This is a genomic window from Micromonospora sp. NPDC050187, from assembly GCF_044459745.1.
Taxonomy (GTDB): domain Bacteria; phylum Actinomycetota; class Actinomycetes; order Mycobacteriales; family Micromonosporaceae; genus Micromonospora.
In genome coordinates this window covers 1-17,732 of sequence record NZ_JBITJH010000038.1, presented here as the reverse complement: position 1 = coordinate 17,732, position 17,732 = coordinate 1, and the positions used below count along the sequence as shown (strand labels likewise).

General features: G+C 72.8%; 18 protein-coding genes. 8 read left to right on the top strand and 10 right to left on the bottom strand.

The window, feature by feature from the left end:
- Nucleotides 1–2: 2 nt before the first annotated feature.
- The 4 genes from ACIBJE_RS30595 to ACIBJE_RS30580 form a co-directional block, all read right to left on the bottom strand.
- A complete protein-coding gene (locus ACIBJE_RS30595) occupies nucleotides 3–1,205 on the bottom strand; it encodes a snapalysin family zinc-dependent metalloprotease (protein ID WP_396753755.1) in 1,203 nt (400 codons plus the stop codon).
- A gap of 413 nt (nucleotides 1,206–1,618) precedes the next feature.
- Nucleotides 1,619–2,581 carry a TIGR03885 family FMN-dependent LLM class oxidoreductase gene (locus ACIBJE_RS30590; RefSeq protein ID WP_396753754.1) on the bottom strand — a complete coding sequence of 321 codons (963 nt, stop codon included), beginning with the start codon at nucleotides 2,579–2,581 and terminating at the stop codon, nucleotides 1,619–1,621.
- Between the two features lie 69 nt (nucleotides 2,582–2,650).
- On the bottom strand, nucleotides 2,651–4,063 hold the full coding sequence (locus tag ACIBJE_RS30585) for an NADP-dependent succinic semialdehyde dehydrogenase (protein WP_396753753.1): 1,413 nt from the start codon (nucleotides 4,061–4,063) through the stop codon (nucleotides 2,651–2,653).
- 12 nt (nucleotides 4,064–4,075) lie between these two features.
- Complete coding sequence (locus tag ACIBJE_RS30580) at nucleotides 4,076–4,339, bottom strand: DUF6343 family protein (protein ID WP_396753752.1); 264 nt, start codon at nucleotides 4,337–4,339, stop codon at nucleotides 4,076–4,078.
- A 183-nt stretch (nucleotides 4,340–4,522) separates the two neighbouring features.
- Between ACIBJE_RS30580 and ACIBJE_RS30575 the strand changes: the two genes are divergently transcribed.
- Nucleotides 4,523–5,386 carry a GDSL-type esterase/lipase family protein gene (locus ACIBJE_RS30575; protein ID WP_396753751.1) on the top strand — a complete coding sequence of 288 codons (864 nt, stop codon included), beginning with the start codon at nucleotides 4,523–4,525 and terminating at the stop codon, nucleotides 5,384–5,386.
- Between the two features lie 33 nt (nucleotides 5,387–5,419).
- On the opposite strand, the gene ACIBJE_RS30570 is transcribed toward ACIBJE_RS30575, so the two are convergent.
- The 3 genes from ACIBJE_RS30570 to ACIBJE_RS30560 form a co-directional block, all read right to left on the bottom strand.
- Nucleotides 5,420–6,181 (bottom strand): EcsC family protein, encoded by a 762-nt coding sequence (locus ACIBJE_RS30570; protein ID WP_396753750.1) that lies wholly within the window; start codon nucleotides 6,179–6,181, stop codon nucleotides 5,420–5,422.
- 44 nt (nucleotides 6,182–6,225) lie between these two features.
- A complete protein-coding gene (locus ACIBJE_RS30565; protein WP_396753749.1) occupies nucleotides 6,226–6,372 on the bottom strand; it encodes a hypothetical protein in 147 nt (48 codons plus the stop codon).
- A gap of 62 nt (nucleotides 6,373–6,434) precedes the next feature.
- On the bottom strand, nucleotides 6,435–7,247 hold the full coding sequence (locus ACIBJE_RS30560) for a peptidase M23 (protein WP_396753748.1): 813 nt from the start codon (nucleotides 7,245–7,247) through the stop codon (nucleotides 6,435–6,437).
- Between the two features lie 515 nt (nucleotides 7,248–7,762).
- On the opposite strand from ACIBJE_RS30560, the gene ACIBJE_RS30555 reads away from it, so the two are divergent.
- The 4 genes from ACIBJE_RS30555 to ACIBJE_RS30540 all read left to right on the top strand — a co-directional run bounded on the left by ACIBJE_RS30555 (nucleotide 7,763) and on the right by ACIBJE_RS30540 (nucleotide 10,928).
- Nucleotides 7,763–8,683, top strand: coding sequence for a proteasome assembly chaperone family protein (locus ACIBJE_RS30555; RefSeq protein ID WP_396753747.1), 921 nt, complete (start codon nucleotides 7,763–7,765; stop codon nucleotides 8,681–8,683).
- Between the two features lie 245 nt (nucleotides 8,684–8,928).
- Entirely contained in the window at nucleotides 8,929–9,726 is a 798-nt protein-coding gene (locus tag ACIBJE_RS30550) for an exodeoxyribonuclease III (protein WP_396753746.1), read from the top strand.
- Between the two features lie 25 nt (nucleotides 9,727–9,751).
- The gene (locus ACIBJE_RS30545; protein ID WP_396753745.1) at nucleotides 9,752–10,072 is read left to right on the top strand and encodes an antibiotic biosynthesis monooxygenase family protein; all 321 of its coding nucleotides are present in this window, start codon (nucleotides 9,752–9,754) and stop codon (nucleotides 10,070–10,072) included.
- A 193-nt stretch (nucleotides 10,073–10,265) separates the two neighbouring features.
- Nucleotides 10,266–10,928 (top strand): maleylpyruvate isomerase family mycothiol-dependent enzyme, encoded by a 663-nt coding sequence (locus ACIBJE_RS30540; protein WP_396753744.1) that lies wholly within the window; start codon nucleotides 10,266–10,268, stop codon nucleotides 10,926–10,928.
- Between the two features lie 116 nt (nucleotides 10,929–11,044).
- Here the strand turns inward: ACIBJE_RS30540 and ACIBJE_RS30535 are convergent, their stop codons facing one another.
- Both ACIBJE_RS30535 and ACIBJE_RS30530 read right to left on the bottom strand, forming a co-directional pair.
- Entirely contained in the window at nucleotides 11,045–11,722 is a 678-nt protein-coding gene (locus ACIBJE_RS30535) for a class F sortase (RefSeq protein WP_396753743.1), read from the bottom strand.
- A 9-nt stretch (nucleotides 11,723–11,731) separates the two neighbouring features.
- A complete protein-coding gene (locus ACIBJE_RS30530) occupies nucleotides 11,732–12,277 on the bottom strand; it encodes a hypothetical protein (RefSeq protein ID WP_396753742.1) in 546 nt (181 codons plus the stop codon).
- A 128-nt stretch (nucleotides 12,278–12,405) separates the two neighbouring features.
- Between ACIBJE_RS30530 and trmB the strand changes: the two genes are divergently transcribed.
- Together trmB and ACIBJE_RS30520 are read left to right on the top strand one after the other, a co-directional pair.
- A complete protein-coding gene (gene trmB / locus ACIBJE_RS30525) occupies nucleotides 12,406–13,128 on the top strand; it encodes a tRNA (guanosine(46)-N7)-methyltransferase TrmB (protein WP_396753741.1) in 723 nt (240 codons plus the stop codon).
- A gap of 91 nt (nucleotides 13,129–13,219) precedes the next feature.
- A complete protein-coding gene (locus tag ACIBJE_RS30520; protein WP_396753740.1) occupies nucleotides 13,220–15,727 on the top strand; it encodes a DEAD/DEAH box helicase in 2,508 nt (835 codons plus the stop codon).
- 32 nt (nucleotides 15,728–15,759) lie between these two features.
- Here the strand turns inward: ACIBJE_RS30520 and ACIBJE_RS30515 are convergent, their stop codons facing one another.
- A complete protein-coding gene (locus tag ACIBJE_RS30515; RefSeq protein ID WP_396753739.1) occupies nucleotides 15,760–16,803 on the bottom strand; it encodes a P1 family peptidase in 1,044 nt (347 codons plus the stop codon).
- Nucleotides 16,804–16,968: 165 nt separating this feature from the next.
- Here ACIBJE_RS30515 and ACIBJE_RS30510 point away from each other — a divergent pair, with 165 nt between their 5' ends.
- Entirely contained in the window at nucleotides 16,969–17,613 is a 645-nt protein-coding gene (locus tag ACIBJE_RS30510; protein ID WP_396753738.1) for a hypothetical protein, read from the top strand.
- Nucleotides 17,614–17,732 lie beyond the last annotated feature (119 nt).

Genomic DNA, 17,732 nt, shown 5'->3' with positions numbered 1-17,732 from the left:
CCTCAGACCGGCAGGCCGCCGACCTGGGTGTTGATCCAGCTACGGATCGAGGGCAGGTCGCCGTAGATGGACGGACCGGTGGCGCAGGTCGGGTTGAGGTTGCCGGCGCGGCTGGTCGCACCGATCAGGTTCCACACGCCGTTGATCTTGCGCACCTGCGGGCCGCCCGAGTCGCCGTAGCAGGCGCCCGCGTTGCCGTTGGTGTTGTCGGTGCAGATCTCGTACGGAGCGTTGATGCCCCGGCAGCGGGTGTCCGTGACGATCGAGGTGTCCAGCTCGTGGGCGACTGTCGGAGCCGAACCGCAGCCCCGGGTCGGGCAGGTCTGGCCCCAGCCGATGATCCGGGTGGCGGTGCCGACCGCGCCGGAGGTGGTGGGGATGACCGCCGGGGCGTAGCTGACCGAACTGGAGAGCTGGAACAGCTTCACGTCGATGGTCGGGTGGCTGACCGCCCGGCTCACGCCGACCACCGTCCCGCCGCTGGTGCGGTTGATGCTGCCGACCCGGACGGAGGACGGCGTCGGGCAGTGGTCCGCGGTAACCACCCAGTTCGCCTTGATCAGGGTGCCGGTGCAGCCGGAGGTGTAGACCATCCACGGGTAGTTCTCGGTGGCCGGCCGGCCGTTGACGACCAGCGGCGAGATCTCGTCCGCCTCCGGCCAGGTGTAGGTGCCGGCGGCCTCGCTGTCGGCGGTGCGGCTGCCGGCGAAGAGCGAGTTGACGCGGGCGGCCTCGGTGGCGTTCGGGTAGGCGTTGGTGCAGGAGACCGGGGCGCTGCTGCCGGACATCAGGTCCGCGCAGAGACCGGTACGCTTGTCGGGCAGGCCGAGGATGTGGCCGAACTCGTGGGTGGCGATCCGGGTCCGGTTGTAGCCCTCGTTGACCGCCTGCCAGCCCATGTAGATGGTGCCCCGGCCCAGGCCGGCGACGTAGGCGCGGGGCCAGCCGTTGTCCACCCGGATGGTGACGGCGGCCGGCGTGCCGGCCTGGAGCCGGACGTTGCTGACACTGCTGTTCCAGATCGCGGCAGCCTGGTCGAAGTTGGTGCGGAACTCACCGGCCCGGCTGGCGTCGTAGAGGACGGTGCGCACGGCAGTCCCGGGGTCGGCGGAGGCCGGCGTACCGCCGACGGCCTGGACACCGGCGAGGGACAGCGCGAGCGCGAGCGCGGCACCAGCCGCGCGGGACAGTTTCCGTCGGAACATCAACCACTCCCTTGTCCGCGGTGGCGGCACCACCGCAATCGAAGTCAGTCGATTTTACGGCGAGTGGTACACCCGGCACGAATAGTGGTTGGGTCATACGTTCCGGGCCATCCCGATGTGGCCCACCGCCAGGCCGGTGCGGCTACGCCGCAGCGAGGTGCTCCCGGGCCAGGGCGACGAGGGTCCGGGGGTCGTCACCCCGGGGCGCTGCTGCGTACGACGTTCGCCGAGATCCTGCCGCTGGACGACGCCCGGCGGGTCGACGGTCGGGCTGTTGGCGGTGGTGGAGGGGGCTCGGCGTCCACCTGCTCGGCGGCCACCACCCGCCGGAGACCGCGCTGCGCGTCCTCGACGCCCACCTCGACCTGATCTTCACCGGCTGACGCCGTCGGTTGGGTCGACGGGCCGGGGAATCAGCGACCCCGCAGCTTCGGCAGCACCTCGCTGCCGAACGTGTCGACGAACGGGCCCAGCTCCTGCCCGACGTGGTGCAGGAAGATCCGGTCGAAGCCGAGGTCGAGGTACTCCTCCAGCCATCCGGTGTGCCGGCCGAGGTCGGCGGAGATGTTCACCACCTGGCGCAGCCGCTCCATCGGCACCTGCGCGGAGATCACGTCGAAGTGCTCCACCGTCTCCAGGTCCCAGCAGACCGGCGGGGCGAAGACGTTGCTGCGCCACTGGTCGTACGCGATCCGCTCGGCCTCGTCCTCCTCCGGCGCCCAGCTCAGGTGCACCTGGAGACTCAACGGTCCCCGGCCACCGGCGTCCCGGTAGGCGTCGATCATGGCCCGCAGGTGCGGCACCGGAGCGTTGACGGTGATCAGGCCGTCGGCCCACTCGGCGCACCAGCGGGCCGTTGCCACGCTGACCGCCGCGCCCACCAGGGCCGGAGGCTGCTCCGGCCGGGTCCACAGCTTCGCCCGGTCCACCCGGACCAGGCCGTCGTGGCTGACCTCCTCCCCGGCCAGCAGCGCGCGGATCACGTCCACGCACTCCCGCAGCCGTGCGTTGCGGACGTCCTTGCGCGGCCAGGGGTCGCCGGTGATGTGCTCGTTGGCCGCCTCACCGGTGCCGAGCGCGGCCCAGAACCGGCCCGGGTACATCGCGCCGAGGGTGCCGATGGCCTGCGCGATGATCGCCGGGTGGTAGCGCTGGCCGGGAGCGTTGACCACGCCCAGCGGCAGGCTGGTGGCCTGGAGGGCGGCACCGAGCCAGGACCAGGCGAACGCGGACTGCCCCTGACGCTCGCTCCACGGAGCGAAGTGGTCCGAGCACATGGCCGCGTCGAAGCCCGCCCGCTCGGCGTGGACCACCGACTCCAGCAGCGCGGTGGGGTGGATCTGCTCATGGGAGGCGTGCACGCCGAACACCGTCATGCCCCGCACCCCTACCCAGAACGGCCGCCCGGCAATCGGCGCCTCAACCGCCTACCACCTGAGCCCGCGTCACTCGGCGTGGGCGCCGACCCCGGCGGAGGGTGCGCCCTCGCCGACCCAGACCGTCTTGACGTTGCAGAACTCGCGCATGCCCAGCGCCGACAGTTCCCGTCCGTAGCCGGAGTTCCGTACGCCACCGAAGGGCAGTTGCGGGTAGGAGGTGGTCATCCCGTTGACGAAGACGCTGCCGGCGTCCAGGTCGGTGGCGAAGCGCTCCTGCTCCTCCGGGTCCCGGGTCCAGGCGTTCGCGCCGAGGCCGAAGCTGGTGCCGTTGGCGACCTCGACCGCCTCGTCGTACGACGACACCCGGTAGAGGCCGGCGACCGGGCCGAAGACCTCCTCGCCCCACATCCGCATGTCGGGGGTCAGGTCGGTGACCACGGTCGGCGGATACCACCAGCCGGGCCGGTCGGGCACCTCGCCGCCGCAGAGCACCCGGGCACCCTGTCCGGCCGCGTCGCGGACCTGGGCGGCCACCTCGTCCCGGCCCCGCTCGCTGGCCAGCGGTCCGACGTCGGTCCGCTCGTCCATCGGGTCGCCGACGCGCAGCGCCGACATCCGGTCGACGAACCGCTCGGTGAACGCGTCGAAGACGTCGGTGTGCACGATGAACCGTTTCGCGGCGATGCAGGACTGGCCGTTGTTCTGGCAGCGCGCGGTGGTGGCGACCTCGGCAGCCCGGTCCAGGTCGGCCGAGGGCATCACCACGAACGGGTCACTGCCGCCGAGTTCGAGCACGGTCTTCTTCAACTCGCGGCCGGCGATCGCGGCGATGGACCGGCCGGCCGGCTCGCTGCCGGTCAGCGTCGCCGCGCGGACCCGGGGGTCGGTGAGGATCCGCTCGACGGCGGACGAGCCGACCAGCAGCGTGGTGAAGGCGCCTTCGGGGAAACCGGCCCGGCCGAACAGTTCCCCCAGCCAGAGCGCGGTCTGCGGCACGTTCGAGGCGTGCTTGAGCAGGCCGGGGTTGCCGGCCGTCAGGGCCGGCGCGGCGAACCGGACCACCTGCCAGAGCGGAAAGTTCCACGGCATCACCGCGAGTACCGGCCCGATCGGCTGGTAACGGACGAAGGCCCGCCTCGCGCCCACCGCCGCCGCGTCGGCCGGCTCGTCGGCGAGGAAGCGCTCCGCGTTGTCGGCGTAGAACCGGCAGGCGGCGGCGCACTTGGCCGCCTCGGCCTTCGCCGCCGCGTACGTCTTGCCCATCTCCGTGGTCATCACCCGCGCGATGTCGTCGCGTTCGGCGTCGAGCAGGTCGGCCGCCGCGGTCAGCCACCGGGCCCGTTGCGCGACCGAGGTGCCGCGCAGGGCCGCGAACCCCCGGGCCGCAGCGGCGATGGCGGCGTCGACCCGGTCGGGCGGCATCTCGTCGTACGTCCTGAGCACCTCACCGGTGGCGGGGTTGGTGGTGGCGATGGACATGTCGTACTCCTGTCACTCGAAGAGCGAGTGGCGCACACCCGGCTCCTCCCGACGGCGGGCGGCCCGACGGCGCTGGACGACGACCAGGTCGACCACCGCCACCACGGCGAGGACGCCACAGACGACGGCCAGCCAGGTCAGGTCGGCGCGGGCGGCCAGGACGGCGAAGACCACCATGGTGACGAGCCCGAAGGAGGCCAGGGCCAGCCGCAGGTTCAACGCGCTGTAGGCGTGGCCGACGGTGCCCCGGGCACCTCGGGGCTGCGATCGCGTCATTCCGGCGAACTACCCGGTGCTCTGCGGGGCTAACCTGCCGCACCGGCCATGGACCGTCATCTACCACACTGACGCCCGGTACCGGACGGTTGTGCCGGATGTCCGACACCGAGCGACCCCGGACGGACGGTGGACGCGTAAGGTGACCCCGCTGTCGCACCGCGCTCCAGAACGGGATGGGTCATGCCTCGACGTTGGGTCGCCGCCGTGGCCAGCCTGTCGGCGCTGGTGGCGCTGGCCTGCGAGAGCGGGAGCGGAGGCGGTGGCGACGGCACGCCCCGTCCACCGCGGGACACCCCGCGCCCCGGCATGCCGGTGGCGATGGCCGCGATCGGCGACTCGATCACCACCGGGTTCGGCACCTGTCTGGTGCTCGCGTCCTGCGAGCGCAACTCCTGGTCGACGGGGGACGGCCGGCGGGTGGAGAGCCACTACCGGCGGCTGGTCGACCTCAATCCGGCGATCCGGGGCAGGGCGTACAACCACGCGAAGGCGGGAGCCCGCGCGTCGGCCCTGCCCGACCAGGCCACCCGGGCGGTGCGCGACCGGGCCGACTACGTCACCGTGCTGATCGGCGCGAACGACGCCTGCCGCGCCGACATCGACCAGATGACCCCGGTCAAGACCTTCCGCCAGCAGGTCGACCGGGCGCTGCGGACGCTGCGCGAGGGGCGGCCCAAGGCCCGGGTGCTCGTGGTGAGCATCCCAGACCTGTACCGACTCTGGGAGGTCGGGCACACCGACGAGCAGGCCCTGCGGTCCTGGCGGCGGGGTGTCTGCCCCGCCCTGCTCGCCAACCCGACCTCGACGGCGGCGGCCGACCGGGAGCGCCGCCGGACATTCCAGGAGCGAATCGACGCCTACAACGACCAGTTGGCCGCCGCGTGCCGGGCGTACGGGTCACGTTGCCGGCACGACCGCGGGGCCGCGCACCGCGTGCGGTTCACCCTCGACGACGTCAACACCATCGACCACTTCCACCCGAACAACGCCGGCCAGGAACGGCTCGCCAAGGTGACCTGGTCCGCCGCCGGCTTCGCCGACTGACCGTCGGCGGTGCCCCCGACCGGCGGCGACCGGTCAGGGGTGGCGCGGAGGCGGGACCAAGCCGGTGCGGTGCTGGGCGTAGAGCGCCCGGGACCGGTTGGCGAGGTCCTTGGTGGCCGAGGAGTTGGCCCAGGTGCCGAGGATGATCGCCGCGCCCGGCACCACCTTGGCGAACATCCGCTTGGCCGCACGCACCCCGGCCATCTGGGCCAGCCGAACCCCGAGCTTGAGCATCACCCGTCCGAGGGCGGGCTGGGAACCACCGCCGAAGAGCGCCCCGGCCCGCTCCCGGCCGGCGGCGACGCCGAGGGCGAGCCGGGCCGTCTCGGCCACCTTGTGCACCTTCTGCAGGACCAGCAGGTCGGTCGCCCGGTCGGTGTGCTGCGGCTCGACCCCGTAGGCCGCGGCGATGTGCAGCACCATCCGGGCCTGGGTCCAGGCGAGCACCCCCACGTCGATCACCGCGCCGGGCAGGCCCGCGGCACCGGAGACCGCGCCGGAGAGCCGGGCCCGGTTGACGAAGCGGCGTACCGCCTGGTCGGCGAGGGCGTCGGCGGAGATGCCGGGCTGCTCGGCCCGGGCCCGGTCGGCCCAGCGGGCCGCCTCCGGCCCGAGCCGGCGAACCGCCTCCAGGGCGAGGTGTTCCGGTGCGTACTGCGGGTCGTCCCGCATCCGGTCCCAGAGCCGGGCCGGGGGCGCCTCGGGGGCGTCCACCGGCTCGGCGGGCTCGGCGGGGGTCGCCGGTGGACGGGGTGCGGGCACGGGCTGGCCGTCGACGGGGGTCGAGTCGGTCACGGGATGGCTCCGGGGGTCAGCGGGACGAGGTACGACGGGAGAGGTCAGCGTCGCTTGCCGAACTTGGCCGCCAGGCCCCGCAGCTTCTGCTGGGTGGCCGGCTTGGCCAGTTCCCGGCGACCACGGTCGACCAGCTGCTGTCCCTTCGGGGAACGAAGGAAACGGCTGAGCTTCTGCATGAGCGGTGACATGGTGTCCTCCTGTCGTGGCCGTACCACTCATGTGTACCCCGAAGGAGCAACCGGCACGCCGACTACGTCGCGGGAGCCACGATCGCGTTGACGATCACCGTCGCCCGGGGCTCGTGCTTCGCGTACGCCTCGGGGAAGCCCGACACCTGTACGGCCTGGGCCGCCTCGGTCAGCCGCATCTGCTGCCAGCCGGGCACGGTCAGCAGGGTGGTGAGGAACTTGCGGGTCGCGTACGCCGGGTCCATCAGCTGCGCGACCGTCCCCCAGCCCATGCTGGAGCGCTGCTGGAACAGGCCGACGGAGTCGTGGTCCCAGCCGAGGCCCTGGTTCGCGTGGTTCTGCGACTCGGGGAGCGCGCCGCTGGCGAGGTTGTAGAGGTTGCTCTCCTGCATCGCGGTAGCCACCGCGATGACCAGCGCGCGTCGGGGCACACCCATGGAGTGGCCGGTCCGCACGATCTTCTTGGCGTTGTTCATCTGGGCGACGGTCAGGCCGGCCACCGGGGCGGGGTCGACCGGCTTGCGCGGGGTGGGCTTCTTCGTCGGGGTGGTCTTCTTGGGGGTGGGTTTGGGAGCGGGGGCGGTCGACGCGCTGGGCGAGGGGGTCGTGGGCGGGGCGGACGGCGTCCGGGCCAGTCCGCGCGAGGCGCTTTCCTGCTCGGCCCGCCGGAGCAGTTCGGCGCTGGCCGCGGAGCTGTCGGTGCCGGACCGCTCGCCCGCCGTCCGCAGCTCGACGACGGTGACCAGGCCGAGGCAGCAGGCGGCGGCGGAGGCGAGGGCGATCGTCGCCCGGCCGGGCCGCACGGAACCGGGCCGGAGGGTGAGGGCTTGCCGCAGCTTCCGGCGGAGCCCGGAACGCTCACCCTCAGCGATCACCGTCCCAGGCGATGCACCATCAACCTTTCGGCCATCTGCACTGGTGGAAGCGGGTCGATAGTGGATCTTGTCATCGTCACGCATCCGCCGAGGCTAAGCAGAGAACGGGGGTCGACCACCCTTAGTGATCTATGGTCCTGCCCACATTTTTCATCACCAAACCCACTAGATCGCCATCTGTTGTCTCCTATATCGCCAAAGCCGGCGAGACGGGCATTTCCCTCGGACAGCTCGGGCCGTTCTCCGACGGGTGGGAAACTCCCCGTCCGGAGGTCGACCGGCGGCACCGACGGCCGCTCCACCGTCCGGTGACCTCACACCGACCGAAGGGACGACTCCGGGGGGCGCTCGCCCCGGCAGCGGCCCCGGGCGGCGACGGGTCGGCCGGGAATGGGAGGGAACCGCCCCCTCCACCGCGCCACGACGGAATGCACGAAGATGGCGAATGCGTTTCCCGTACCGGGTGCCGTTGCCCCACGGCCGCCCGTCCGCACCACTCAGGGAGGTCCAGACCGGTGCTCGACCCACAGGAGCTGTACCAGCTCACCGACGACCTGCCCGACCTCGGTCAGCCGGTGCTCATCCAGGCGCTGACCGGCTTCGTCGACGCCGGCAACGCCACCCGGCTGGCCCGGGAACAGCTGCTCTCCAGCCTCGAGGCCCGGACGGTCGCCACCTTCGACGTCGACCAGGTCTTCGACTACCGCTCCCGGCGCCCGGTGATGACCTTCGTCGAGGACCACTGGGAGCAGTACGACGAGCCCAAGCTGGAGCTGCACCTGCTCCACGACGACGACGAGACCCCCTTCCTCCTGCTCACCGGCCCCGAACCGGACCTGCAGTGGGAACGCTTCGTGGCCGCCGTCGGCGACCTCGCCACCCGGCTGGACGTCCGGCTCACCGTGGGGCTCAACGCGATCCCGATGGCCGTGCCGCACACCCGGCCGACCGGGGTGACCGCGCATGCCACCCGACGCGAGCTGATCGCCGGCTACGAGCCGTGGTTGCAGCGGGTGCAGGTGCCCGGCAGCGTGGGCTACCTGCTGGAGTACCGGCTCGGCCAACAGGGACGGGACGCCCTCGGCTTCGCCGCCCACGTGCCGCACTACGTCGCGCAGACCGAATACCCGGCAGCCGCCGAGGTGCTGCTCGCCTCGGTGTCCCGCAGCACCGGCCTGCTGCTGCCCAACGACGGACTCCGCTCGGCCGCCGAGGTGGTCCGGGTGGAGATCGACCGACAGGTCGCCCAGACCGAGGACGCCGCCACCCTGGTCCAGGCCCTCGAGGAGCAGTACGACGCGTTCGCCCGGGGGCGGGGCGGGAAGAACCTCCTCGCCGCGGAGACCGGTCCGTTGCCCACCGCCGACGAACTCGGCGCTGAGCTGGAGCGCTTCCTGGCCGAGCAGAGCCGGCCGGGCGACAATCCGGGCAGCTGACCCGGTCCGCGCCAGGTCGAAGCACGGGCCCGCGCCGGTCGCGGTCGGCGGTTGGCGCGGATCGCCGACGCCGGGCGGCGATCCGGGGTGGGTGGCCCACGCCGGACAGCAGCCGGGCGGGCCCCACGTCGAGCGGCGGCCGGGCCGGCTGGCCCGGGGGCGGCCGGGGCCGGTGTCCGGAGGCGGTCTGGGTGGTGGCGGCGGGCCGGCGGGCGGGCGGCTCCCGGATCAGGCAGGCTGGAAGCATGCGCCTGGCGACCTGGAACGTGAACTCGGTGAAGGCCCGGCTGCCCCGGCTGCTCGACTGGCTCGCCGGCACCGCGCCGGACGTGGTCTGCCTCCAGGAGACCAAGTGCCCGGACGGCGCGTTCCCGGTGCCGGAGGTGGGCGAGCTGGGCTACACCGTGGCCAGCCACAGCGACGGGCGGTGGAACGGGGTGGCCATCCTCTCCCGGGTGGGCCTGACCGACGTCACGGTCGGCTTTCCCGGCGAGCCGGGTTTTCCCGAGCCGGAGGCGCGGGCGATCTCGGCCACCTGTGACGGGGTGCGGGTCTGGTCGGTCTACGTACCGAACGGGCGCACGCCCGACGATCCGCACTACGCGTACAAGCTGGCCTGGTTCGCCGCGCTGCGGGACGCGCTCGCCACCGAACTGCGCGGCGGGTCGCCGCTGGCGGTCTGCGGGGACTTCAACGTCGCCCCCACCGACGACGACGTCTGGGACCCCACCGTCTTCGTGAACTCGACCCACGTGACGCCGGCCGAGCGGGCGGCCCTGGCCGCCCTGCGCGACCTCGGGCTGACCGACGTGGTGCCCACTCCGATGAAGGGCCCACACCCGTTCACCTACTGGGACTACCGCGCCGGGATGTTCCACCAGAACAAGGGCATGCGGATCGACCTGGTGTACGCCTCCGCGCAGGTCGCGCACAACGTCCGCGCGGCGTACGTCGACCGGGAGGCGCGCAAGGGCAAGGGCCCGTCCGACCACGCCCCGATCGTGGTCGACATCGACCTGGAGCCGGCCGTCGAACCCCTCTGACCGGTGGCGGCCGTAAGGTGGTGCCATGGCAGTCGTGAAGATCAACGCGATCGACGTCCCACCCGGTGCCGGCGAGGAGCTGGAGCGGCGGTTCGCCGCCCGCAGCGGCGCGGTGGAGGGCTCCCCCGGCTTCCTCGGCTTCGAGTTGCTCCGCCCGGTGGCCGGCGAGACCCGCTACTTCGTGTACACGAAGTGGGATTCGGAAGAGGCGTACCAGGCGTGGGCGTCCGGGCCGGCACGGGCCGCGCACGGCGGCGGCGAGGGCGGCCAGCAGCGCAAGCCGGTCGCCACCGGGGCGAACCTGCTGGAGTTCGAGGTGGTGCAGGAGGTCTCCGGCACGCGGTGACCCCGCCAGTCGGTGCGGCGACCGCCTGGCGCAACCTCGGCATCCGACCGGCCTGCCGGCGGCCTGGCCGGCCCGCAGGCCCCACCACATTTCTCGCGGACGGGCGACGATTGCGGGGCGGGGCGACGGTCTCCACTCGTGACAGCCGGAACCAGCACGGATCCGGTGCGCACCAGCAGGGAGACCGATCGACATGACCGACCAGCACGGCAGCAGCACCCTCGCCGACCGCAGGAGCGACACCTGGGCGCGCATTCACGCCGAGCGCGCCGCCCTGGCGGCCGACCTCACCGGCCTACCGGTGCAGCGGTTCGCGACGCCGTCACTGTGCGCCGGGCTCACCGTACGCGAGGTGCTCGCCCATCTCACCGCAGCCGCCAGCCTGAACGGCTGGCGGTGGCTCGTTGGCGTCGTGCGCTGCCGGTTCGACTTCGACAAGCAGGTGACGTTGCGCCTCAACGAGCAGTTGGGCGCCGACCCGGCCGAGACGCTGGAGCGGTTCCGCGCCGTCGTCACGAGCCACACCAAGCCGCCGCTGCCGTTGCCGGCGATGCTCGGCGAGACGATCGTCCACGGGGAGGACATCCGCCGGCCCTTGGGGCTGCGTCACGCGTACCCGATCGAGACGGTCACCAGGGTCGCCGAGTACTACCGGGGAACCGACCAGGTCGTCGTGGCGAAAGGAAGAATCGGTGGGCTGCGGCTCGTCGCCACCGATGGCCCGTTCGCCTACGGCACCGGCCCACTGGTGTCGGGCACCACCCTCGCGTTGACGATGGCGATGACCGGGCGTGCCACGTACTGCGACGAACTCTCCGGTGCCGGCGTCTCGATCCTGCGGAAACGGATGGGGTGAGGTGGGCCGGCTGCCACGGACAACCGGGCCCGCGTCCCGGCCCGGTGGCCACGACCGGCGTCGGGCACGGGCGAACGCCTCGGCCGCCAACCCACCTACCCCGCCGCCACGGCCGGTCAGGGGTCGCGGGATCCGACCAGCGTGGCGAAGGCGATCACGTTGTCGGCGTAGCCGATGCTTCCGCCGACGAACCGGCCGCCGCAGGTGATCAGGCGCAGCCCGGAGCCCCGGTGGTCGCCGTACACCCGGTCACCGGGCAGGGCGTTCTTGTCGAAGCGCTCCACCGAGGTCACCTCGAAGACGGCCACCGACCGGTCGTGGCGGGTCACCTCGATCCGGTCCCCCGGCCGGAGCCGGCGCAGCTCGTGGAAGACCGACGGGCCCTCCGTGGTGTCCGCGTGCCCGACGATGACCGCCGGTCCGTTCTCCCCCGGGGTGGGACCGCCGTCGTACCAGCCGGTCTCCAGGTGCCGTTCCAGCGGGGGCACCGCGATGGTGCCGTCCGGGGCGAGCCCGACCGGGGCCACCGGGGCGGTCACCCGGATCGCCGGCACACTCAGGCTCACCGGGCGGCTCGCCGGCAACGGGTCGATCGCCCGCCCCGCCCCGGCACCCGCCGCCAGGACGGTGAACGGTCGGCCCGCCGACCGGCCGAGCCCGACCCCGGTGACGAAGACCCCGAGCAGGACGAGCACCACGGCCAGCGGCATCCGCCAACGACGGCCGTCCCGCTGGCGGGACGGCAGCCTGCGGATGTCGACGGCGGGTCGGGGCGTGGCGCGGAGACGGGACATGGCGGCGGATCAGTGGGGGGTCCGTGGTCCCCGGCGACGGGCGGCCAGCATCGCCAGGACCAGTCCGGCGACGGTGATGCCCAGCCCGCCGGGCAGGACCAGCCCACCGAGGTCGGGACCGCCGTCCGCGCCGCCGAACCCGGTCGCCGGTCCCCGGCTGGGGTGCGGCTGCGGCGGCCCGTCCGGCCGGGGCGGTTGGTGACCGCCCGAGGTCACCGTCAGCATCGTCGAGGCGTTCGGGCCCTCCACGCAGAGCAGCTTGACCCGGTACGTGCCCGGCCTGGCGTGCGAGGGGAGGGTCACCGTGCCGGACAGGTACCCGTGCTGGGGGTGGACGGTGACGATGCCGAACGCCTCCGACTCGACACTGGCCGCCTCGCGGGTGGACCGGCAGCTCGCCCGGATGCCGACCAACTCGCCGGGGCCCGCGCGGCTCGGCGTGACCTGCACGTACACGTCGGCGGCACGGGCCGGCCCGGCGGCTACCAGCACGGCGAAGGCGGCGAGGAGAAGCCCCATCAGCAGCACCACGCTCCGGCGCGTGACTGACACCATGACCCCTCCCGGCCCGTCGGCCGGACCGGGCAGGGAACACCCGGCCTGCCGTATGAGATGACCCGTCCTCGCGGACGGCGTACGCCGCGTCCGGTCCGTCGGTGGTCCTCGCGTAGGCTCGGGTCGCTGTGAGCCCCATCGACCACGACCCGGCCGCCCCGGCACCGTCCCGGGTACGCGCCACCGTCCGCACCTTCCACCCGCGCCGGGGCCGGCTCAGCAGCCGCCACCTCGACGCGTTGGACCGTCTCTGGCCGGTGTACGGGCTCGCGGTGCCGGACGGGGCCGGACCCCCGGTCGACCTCACCGACCTGTTCGGCCGCCGGGCACCGGTGGTGCTGGAGATCGGTTCCGGGATGGGCGACGCGACCGCCGCGATGGCCGCCGCCGACCCGGAACGAGACTATCTCGCGGTCGAGGTGCACACCCCGGGAATCGCCAACCTCCTCGCGTTGGTGGAGCGGCACGGGCTGGGCAACGTCCGCATCGCCGACGGCGACGCGTTGGAGCTGGTCCGACGGCAGCCGGAGGCGACGCTGGACGCGGTGCACGTCTTCTTTCCCGACCCCTGGCCGAAGGCGCGGCACCACAAGCGCCGGCTGATCCAGCCCGCCCACGTGGCGCTGCTGCGCTCCCGGCTGGTGCCGGGAGGCACGCTGCACTGCGCCACCGACTGGGCCGAGTACGCCGCCGCGATGCGCGAGACCCTGGACGCCGACCCGGAACTCGCCGACACCCGACCGGGTGACACCTCCCGCCCGGCACACCGACCGGTCACCAAGTTCGAGCGCCGGGCCCTGCTCGCCGGCCGCCCGGTCACCGACCTGATCTACCACCGCCGCCCCCACTGAGGCGGTGGCAGGGGTCCCCGGTCACCTGTTTCTGTCGTGCAGGGGGCCCCTGCTACCACCGGAGCGTCGCGGCGGGCAGGATGGGACGGTTATGACGCTCACCGCCGCGCTGCCGGACAGCGCCGACCCCGATGCCCTGTACGACGCGTTCGCCGGTTGGGCGAAGGAGCGCGGCCTCGACCTCTACCCCCACCAGGAGGAGGCGGTCATCGAGATCGTCTCCGGGGCCAACGTGATCATGAACACCCCGACCGGCTCGGGCAAGAGCCTGGTCGCGATCGCGGCGCACTTCGCCGCCCTGGCCGACGACCGGACGACCTTCTACACCGCCCCGATCAAGGCGCTGGTGTCGGAGAAGTTCTTCGCGCTCTGCGAGGTCTTCGGGGCCGACAACGTCGGCATGCTGACCGGCGACGCGAGCGTCAACGCGGACGCCCCGATCATCTGCTGCACCGCCGAGATCCTGGCCAACCTGGCGCTGCGCGAGGGCACCCGGGCCGACGTCGGCCAGGTGATCATGGACGAGTTCCACTTCTACGCCGAGCCGGACCGGGGCTGGGCCTGGCAGGTGCCGCTGATCGAGCTGCCCCAGGCGCAGTTCGTGCTGATGTCCGCCACCCTCGGCGACACCACCCGCTTCGTCGACGACCTGGCCCGGCGCACCGGACGGCCGACCGCCGTCGTGCGCTCGGCCGAGCGGCCGGTCCCGCTGCTCTTCTCGTACGTGACCACGCCGTTGCACGAGACCCTGGAGGAACTGCTCACCACGAAGCAGGCCCCGGTCTACGTGGTGCACTTCACCCAGGCCGCCGCGCTCGAACGGGCCCAGGCGCTGATGAGCGTCAACGTCGCCACCCGGGCCGAGAAGGACATGATCGCTCAGGCCATCGGCCGGTTCCGGTTCACCTCCGGGTTCGGCAAGACCCTGTCGAGGCTGGTCCGGCACGGCATCGGGGTGCACCACGCGGGCCTGCTGCCCAAGTACCGCCGGCTGGTGGAGACCCTGGCGCAGGCCGGCCTACTCAAGGTCATCTGCGGCACCGACACCCTCGGCGTCGGCATCAACGTGCCGATCCGCACCGTGCTCTTCACCGGCCTGAGCAAGTACGACGGCACCCGTACCCGGCTGCTCAAGGCGCGCGAGTTCCACCAGATCGCCGGCCGGGCCGGGCGGGCCGGGTTCGACACCATCGGCCGGGTGGTGGTCCAGGCCCCCGAGCACGTGATCGAGAACGAGAAGGCCCTCGCCAAGGCCGGTGACGACCCGAAGAAGCGCCGCAAGGTGGTGAAGAAGAAGCCGCCGGAGGGCTCGATCGGCTGGGGCGAGCCGACCTTCCAGCGGCTGGTCGACTCCGAGCCGGAGCCGTTGACGTCCAGCTTCCAGGTCAGCCACTCGATGCTGCTCAACGTCATCGGCCGCCCCGGGGACGCGTTCGCCGCGATGCGGCACCTGCTCACCGACAACCACGAGGACCGGGCCGCCCAGCGCCGGCACATCCGCCGGGCCATCGCGATCTACCGTGCGCTGCTCGCCGGGGGCGTGGTCGAGCAGCTCGACGAGCCTGACGAGACCGGCCGGCGGGTACGGCTCACCGTCGACCTCCAGCTCGACTTCGCGCTCAACCAGCCGCTCTCCCCGCTCGCCCTGGCCACCGTCGAGCTGCTGGACCGGGAGTCCCCCTCGTACGCCCTGGACGTGCTGAGCGTCATCGAGTCCATCCTGGACGACCCGCGTCAGGTGCTCTCCGCGCAGCAGTTCAAGGCGCGCGGCGAGGCGGTCGCCGCGATGAAGGCCGAGGGCATCGAGTACGAGGCCCGCCTCGAACTGCTCGACGAGGTGACCTGGCCGAAGCCCCTCGCCGAGCTGCTGGACGCCGCGTACGAGATGTACCGGCGCGGGCATCCGTGGGTCGCCGACCACCAGCTCTCGCCGAAGTCCGTGGTCCGCGACATGTACGAGCGGGCGATGACGTTCACCGAGTACGTGCAGTTCTACGGGCTGTCCCGCTCCGAGGGGCTGGTGCTGCGCTACCTCGCGGACGCGTACAAGACGCTGCGGCAGACCGTTCCCGAGGACGCCAAGACCGAGGAACTGGTCGACCTGATCGAGTGGCTGGGCGAACTGGTCCGGCAGGTCGACTCCAGCCTGATCGACGAGTGGGAGCGGCTGCGCAACCCGTCGGACGCGACCGAGGCCGCCGAGGCCCTGGACGACCGGGTGCCGGCGGTGACCCGCAACGCCCGCGCGTTCCGGGTGCTGGTGCGCAACGCGCTGTTCCGCCGGGTGGAGCTGGCCGCCCTACGCCGCTGGGATCTACTCGGCGAACTCGACGCGGCGGACGGCTGGAACGCCGACGCCTGGGCCGACGCGCTGGAGCCCTACTTCGACACGTACCCGGAGATCGGCACCGGGCCGAACGCCCGCGGCCCGGCGCTGCTGATGATCGACCAGACGTCGTCGCAGCGGTGGACGGTGCGGCAGATCCTGGACGACCCGGAGGGCGACCACGACTGGGGGATCAGCGCCGAGATCGACCTGGCCGCCTCGGACGAGGTCGGCGCGGCCGTCGTCCGGATCACCGACGTCGGCCAGCTCTGACAGGAGGCGGCCGGTCGCGCTTCGCCGATCGATCAGGATCGTGACGCCAGCCGACCGGCCGCCGACAGCCGCCGGATCACCGCGTCGTGCGGGACGGCGTGACTGGTCCGGCCGCCCACACCGGTGGTGGTGACGGCGGTCAGCAGCGAGTTGAGCAACGCCTCCTCGACCGCGTCCAGGACGGCGGCGAAGACCGGGTCGATGTCCCCGTCCCGGATCGGCGGCTCGTCCGCTCCCGCCGTGCTGAACGCGATCGCGTAGTCGCCGCTGCCGTGGCTGTAGGACGCCCCGACCCGGCCCATCGCGAAGACCGCCCGCCGGGCGACCCGGCCGAGCTGTCGGGCGTCCAGCGGCAGGTCGGTGGCCACCACGATCATGCACGAGTTGCCCGGCGGGGTGGCGCGGTCGGCGTCCGGGACCAGCTCGTCGACCGGCAGCGGAACGCCGAGGACGGTCAGCACCCCGCCGAAGTTGGACTGGACGAGGACGCCGACCGTCGCCGGCCGCTCGGCCACCCGGACCGTCCTGGACGAGGTACCGATGCCGGCCTTGTAACCCAGGGCCGTGGTGCCGGTGCCGGCCCCGACGCAGCCCTCCGCCGGGGGCCCGGCCGACGCCCCGGCGAGCGCGGCCCGGACGTGGGCCTCGCCGATCGGACGGCGACGGATGTCCGAGAGGTGGCCGTCGTTGGTCTCGCCGACCAGGGGGTTGAACGACACGCCGTCCGGCCGCCGGTCCATGAGGTGTCCCAGCAGCGCGTCCGCGACCCGGAACACCGACAGCGTGGCGGTCAGGAGGATCGGTGACTCCAGGACGCCGAGTTCGTCGACCTGGGTCGACCCGACGAGTTTGCCGTAGCCGTTGCCGCAGTACACGGCGGCCGGCAGGGTCCACCGCCCGGGGCCGAGCCCGCTCGGCACGACCGCGGTGACGCCGGTCCGCACGTCGGCGCCGTCGTCGATGGTGGTGTGCCCGACCAGGACCCCGGGCACGTCGGTGATCGCGTTGTGCCGCCCGGTGGGCAGTGCCCCCACGACGATCCCGAGGTCGCGGGCACGCCGGCTCAACTCGTGCATGGTGCTCCTGTCGTCGGGCCCGACGTGCCCTGTCCCGGGCGGGCGGCCAGTGTGCCACAGCGGTTCCGAGGCGGACACGTTCCGTGGCCGCCAACCCTGTTCGATGTCGTACCCGTCGATTAGAATGTATGTACTAATCTCGGCACTGACCTGGGAGGACGCCCCGTGTCCGCACCTCTCGCCACCACGCTTCCGCCGTACGCCACCCTGCTCGGTTTCACCCGCTACGTCGACCGCACCGGCCCGACCAAGGCGACCTTCGTCGGCGGGCTGCGCAGGCAGCGGGCGAGCCGTTCCGGCTTCAACCCACACGGTCAGTTCGTCAAGGCCCTCAAGGCCGACATCGCCTTCCACACCGGGGGCACCCACCTGGCCGGCGTGGCCGACGTGGTCAAGCCCCGCTGGCGCCCGCTCTACGAGGCCCTCACGCCGGGTGCGACGCGCTGGCTGCACTCCCTCGGCGAGCCGGGGCAGGTCGATCTGGCCCAGACCCGGGACGCGCTCGCCATGCTCGGCGACCTTCCTGTGAAGATCAACCCGCACTTCGGCGTGCGGTACGCCGACGGCCGCGCCGAGGCGGTCCGGCTGCACTTCGACGAGGCCGCGCCGAGCACGGAGGCGGCCCTCGCCACCCTGCACCTGATGCGCCGACACATGGATGCCGTGCTTCCGCACGCCGAGCCGGTCCTGGTGGACGTCCGCCGGGGCGAGGCGCACCGGACGCCCGAAGGGGTCAAGCCGGAGCAGGTCGAGCAGTGGCTCGCCGGTGAGGCCGCGGCCTTCCGGGCCATCTGGTCCACCGCCGCCTGACCGACACCGGCAACCGCCCCGGTGCACGCGGACGGGCCGGTCCCCTGGTGGGGGCCGGCCCGTTCGGTGTGGGTGTGTGTCAGGCGGAGTAGCCGCGGGTGGCGGTCCAGTCGGCGAGG

Bases quoted from the DNA above. Each gene is read 5' to 3' on its own strand.
- ACIBJE_RS30595 (WP_396753755.1), bottom strand. From the start codon at position 1,205: ATGTTCCGACGGAAACTGTCCCGCGCGGCTGGTGCCGCGCTCGCGCTC.
- ACIBJE_RS30590 (WP_396753754.1), bottom strand. From the start codon at position 2,581: ATGACGGTGTTCGGCGTGCACGCCTCCCATGAGCAGATCCACCCCACC.
- ACIBJE_RS30585 (WP_396753753.1), bottom strand. From the start codon at position 4,063: ATGTCCATCGCCACCACCAACCCCGCCACCGGTGAGGTGCTCAGGACG.
- ACIBJE_RS30580 (WP_396753752.1), bottom strand. From the start codon at position 4,339: ATGACGCGATCGCAGCCCCGAGGTGCCCGGGGCACCGTCGGCCACGCC.
- ACIBJE_RS30575 (WP_396753751.1), top strand. From the start codon at position 4,523: ATGCCTCGACGTTGGGTCGCCGCCGTGGCCAGCCTGTCGGCGCTGGTG.
- ACIBJE_RS30565 (WP_396753749.1), bottom strand. From the start codon at position 6,372: ATGTCACCGCTCATGCAGAAGCTCAGCCGTTTCCTTCGTTCCCCGAAG.
- ACIBJE_RS30550 (WP_396753746.1), top strand. From the start codon at position 8,929: ATGCGCCTGGCGACCTGGAACGTGAACTCGGTGAAGGCCCGGCTGCCC.
- ACIBJE_RS30545 (WP_396753745.1), top strand. From the start codon at position 9,752: ATGGCAGTCGTGAAGATCAACGCGATCGACGTCCCACCCGGTGCCGGC.
- ACIBJE_RS30540 (WP_396753744.1), top strand. From the start codon at position 10,266: ATGACCGACCAGCACGGCAGCAGCACCCTCGCCGACCGCAGGAGCGAC.
- ACIBJE_RS30535 (WP_396753743.1), bottom strand. From the start codon at position 11,722: ATGTCCCGTCTCCGCGCCACGCCCCGACCCGCCGTCGACATCCGCAGG.
- ACIBJE_RS30530 (WP_396753742.1), bottom strand. From the start codon at position 12,277: ATGGTGTCAGTCACGCGCCGGAGCGTGGTGCTGCTGATGGGGCTTCTC.
- ACIBJE_RS30520 (WP_396753740.1), top strand. From the start codon at position 13,220: ATGACGCTCACCGCCGCGCTGCCGGACAGCGCCGACCCCGATGCCCTG.
- ACIBJE_RS30515 (WP_396753739.1), bottom strand. From the start codon at position 16,803: ATGCACGAGTTGAGCCGGCGTGCCCGCGACCTCGGGATCGTCGTGGGG.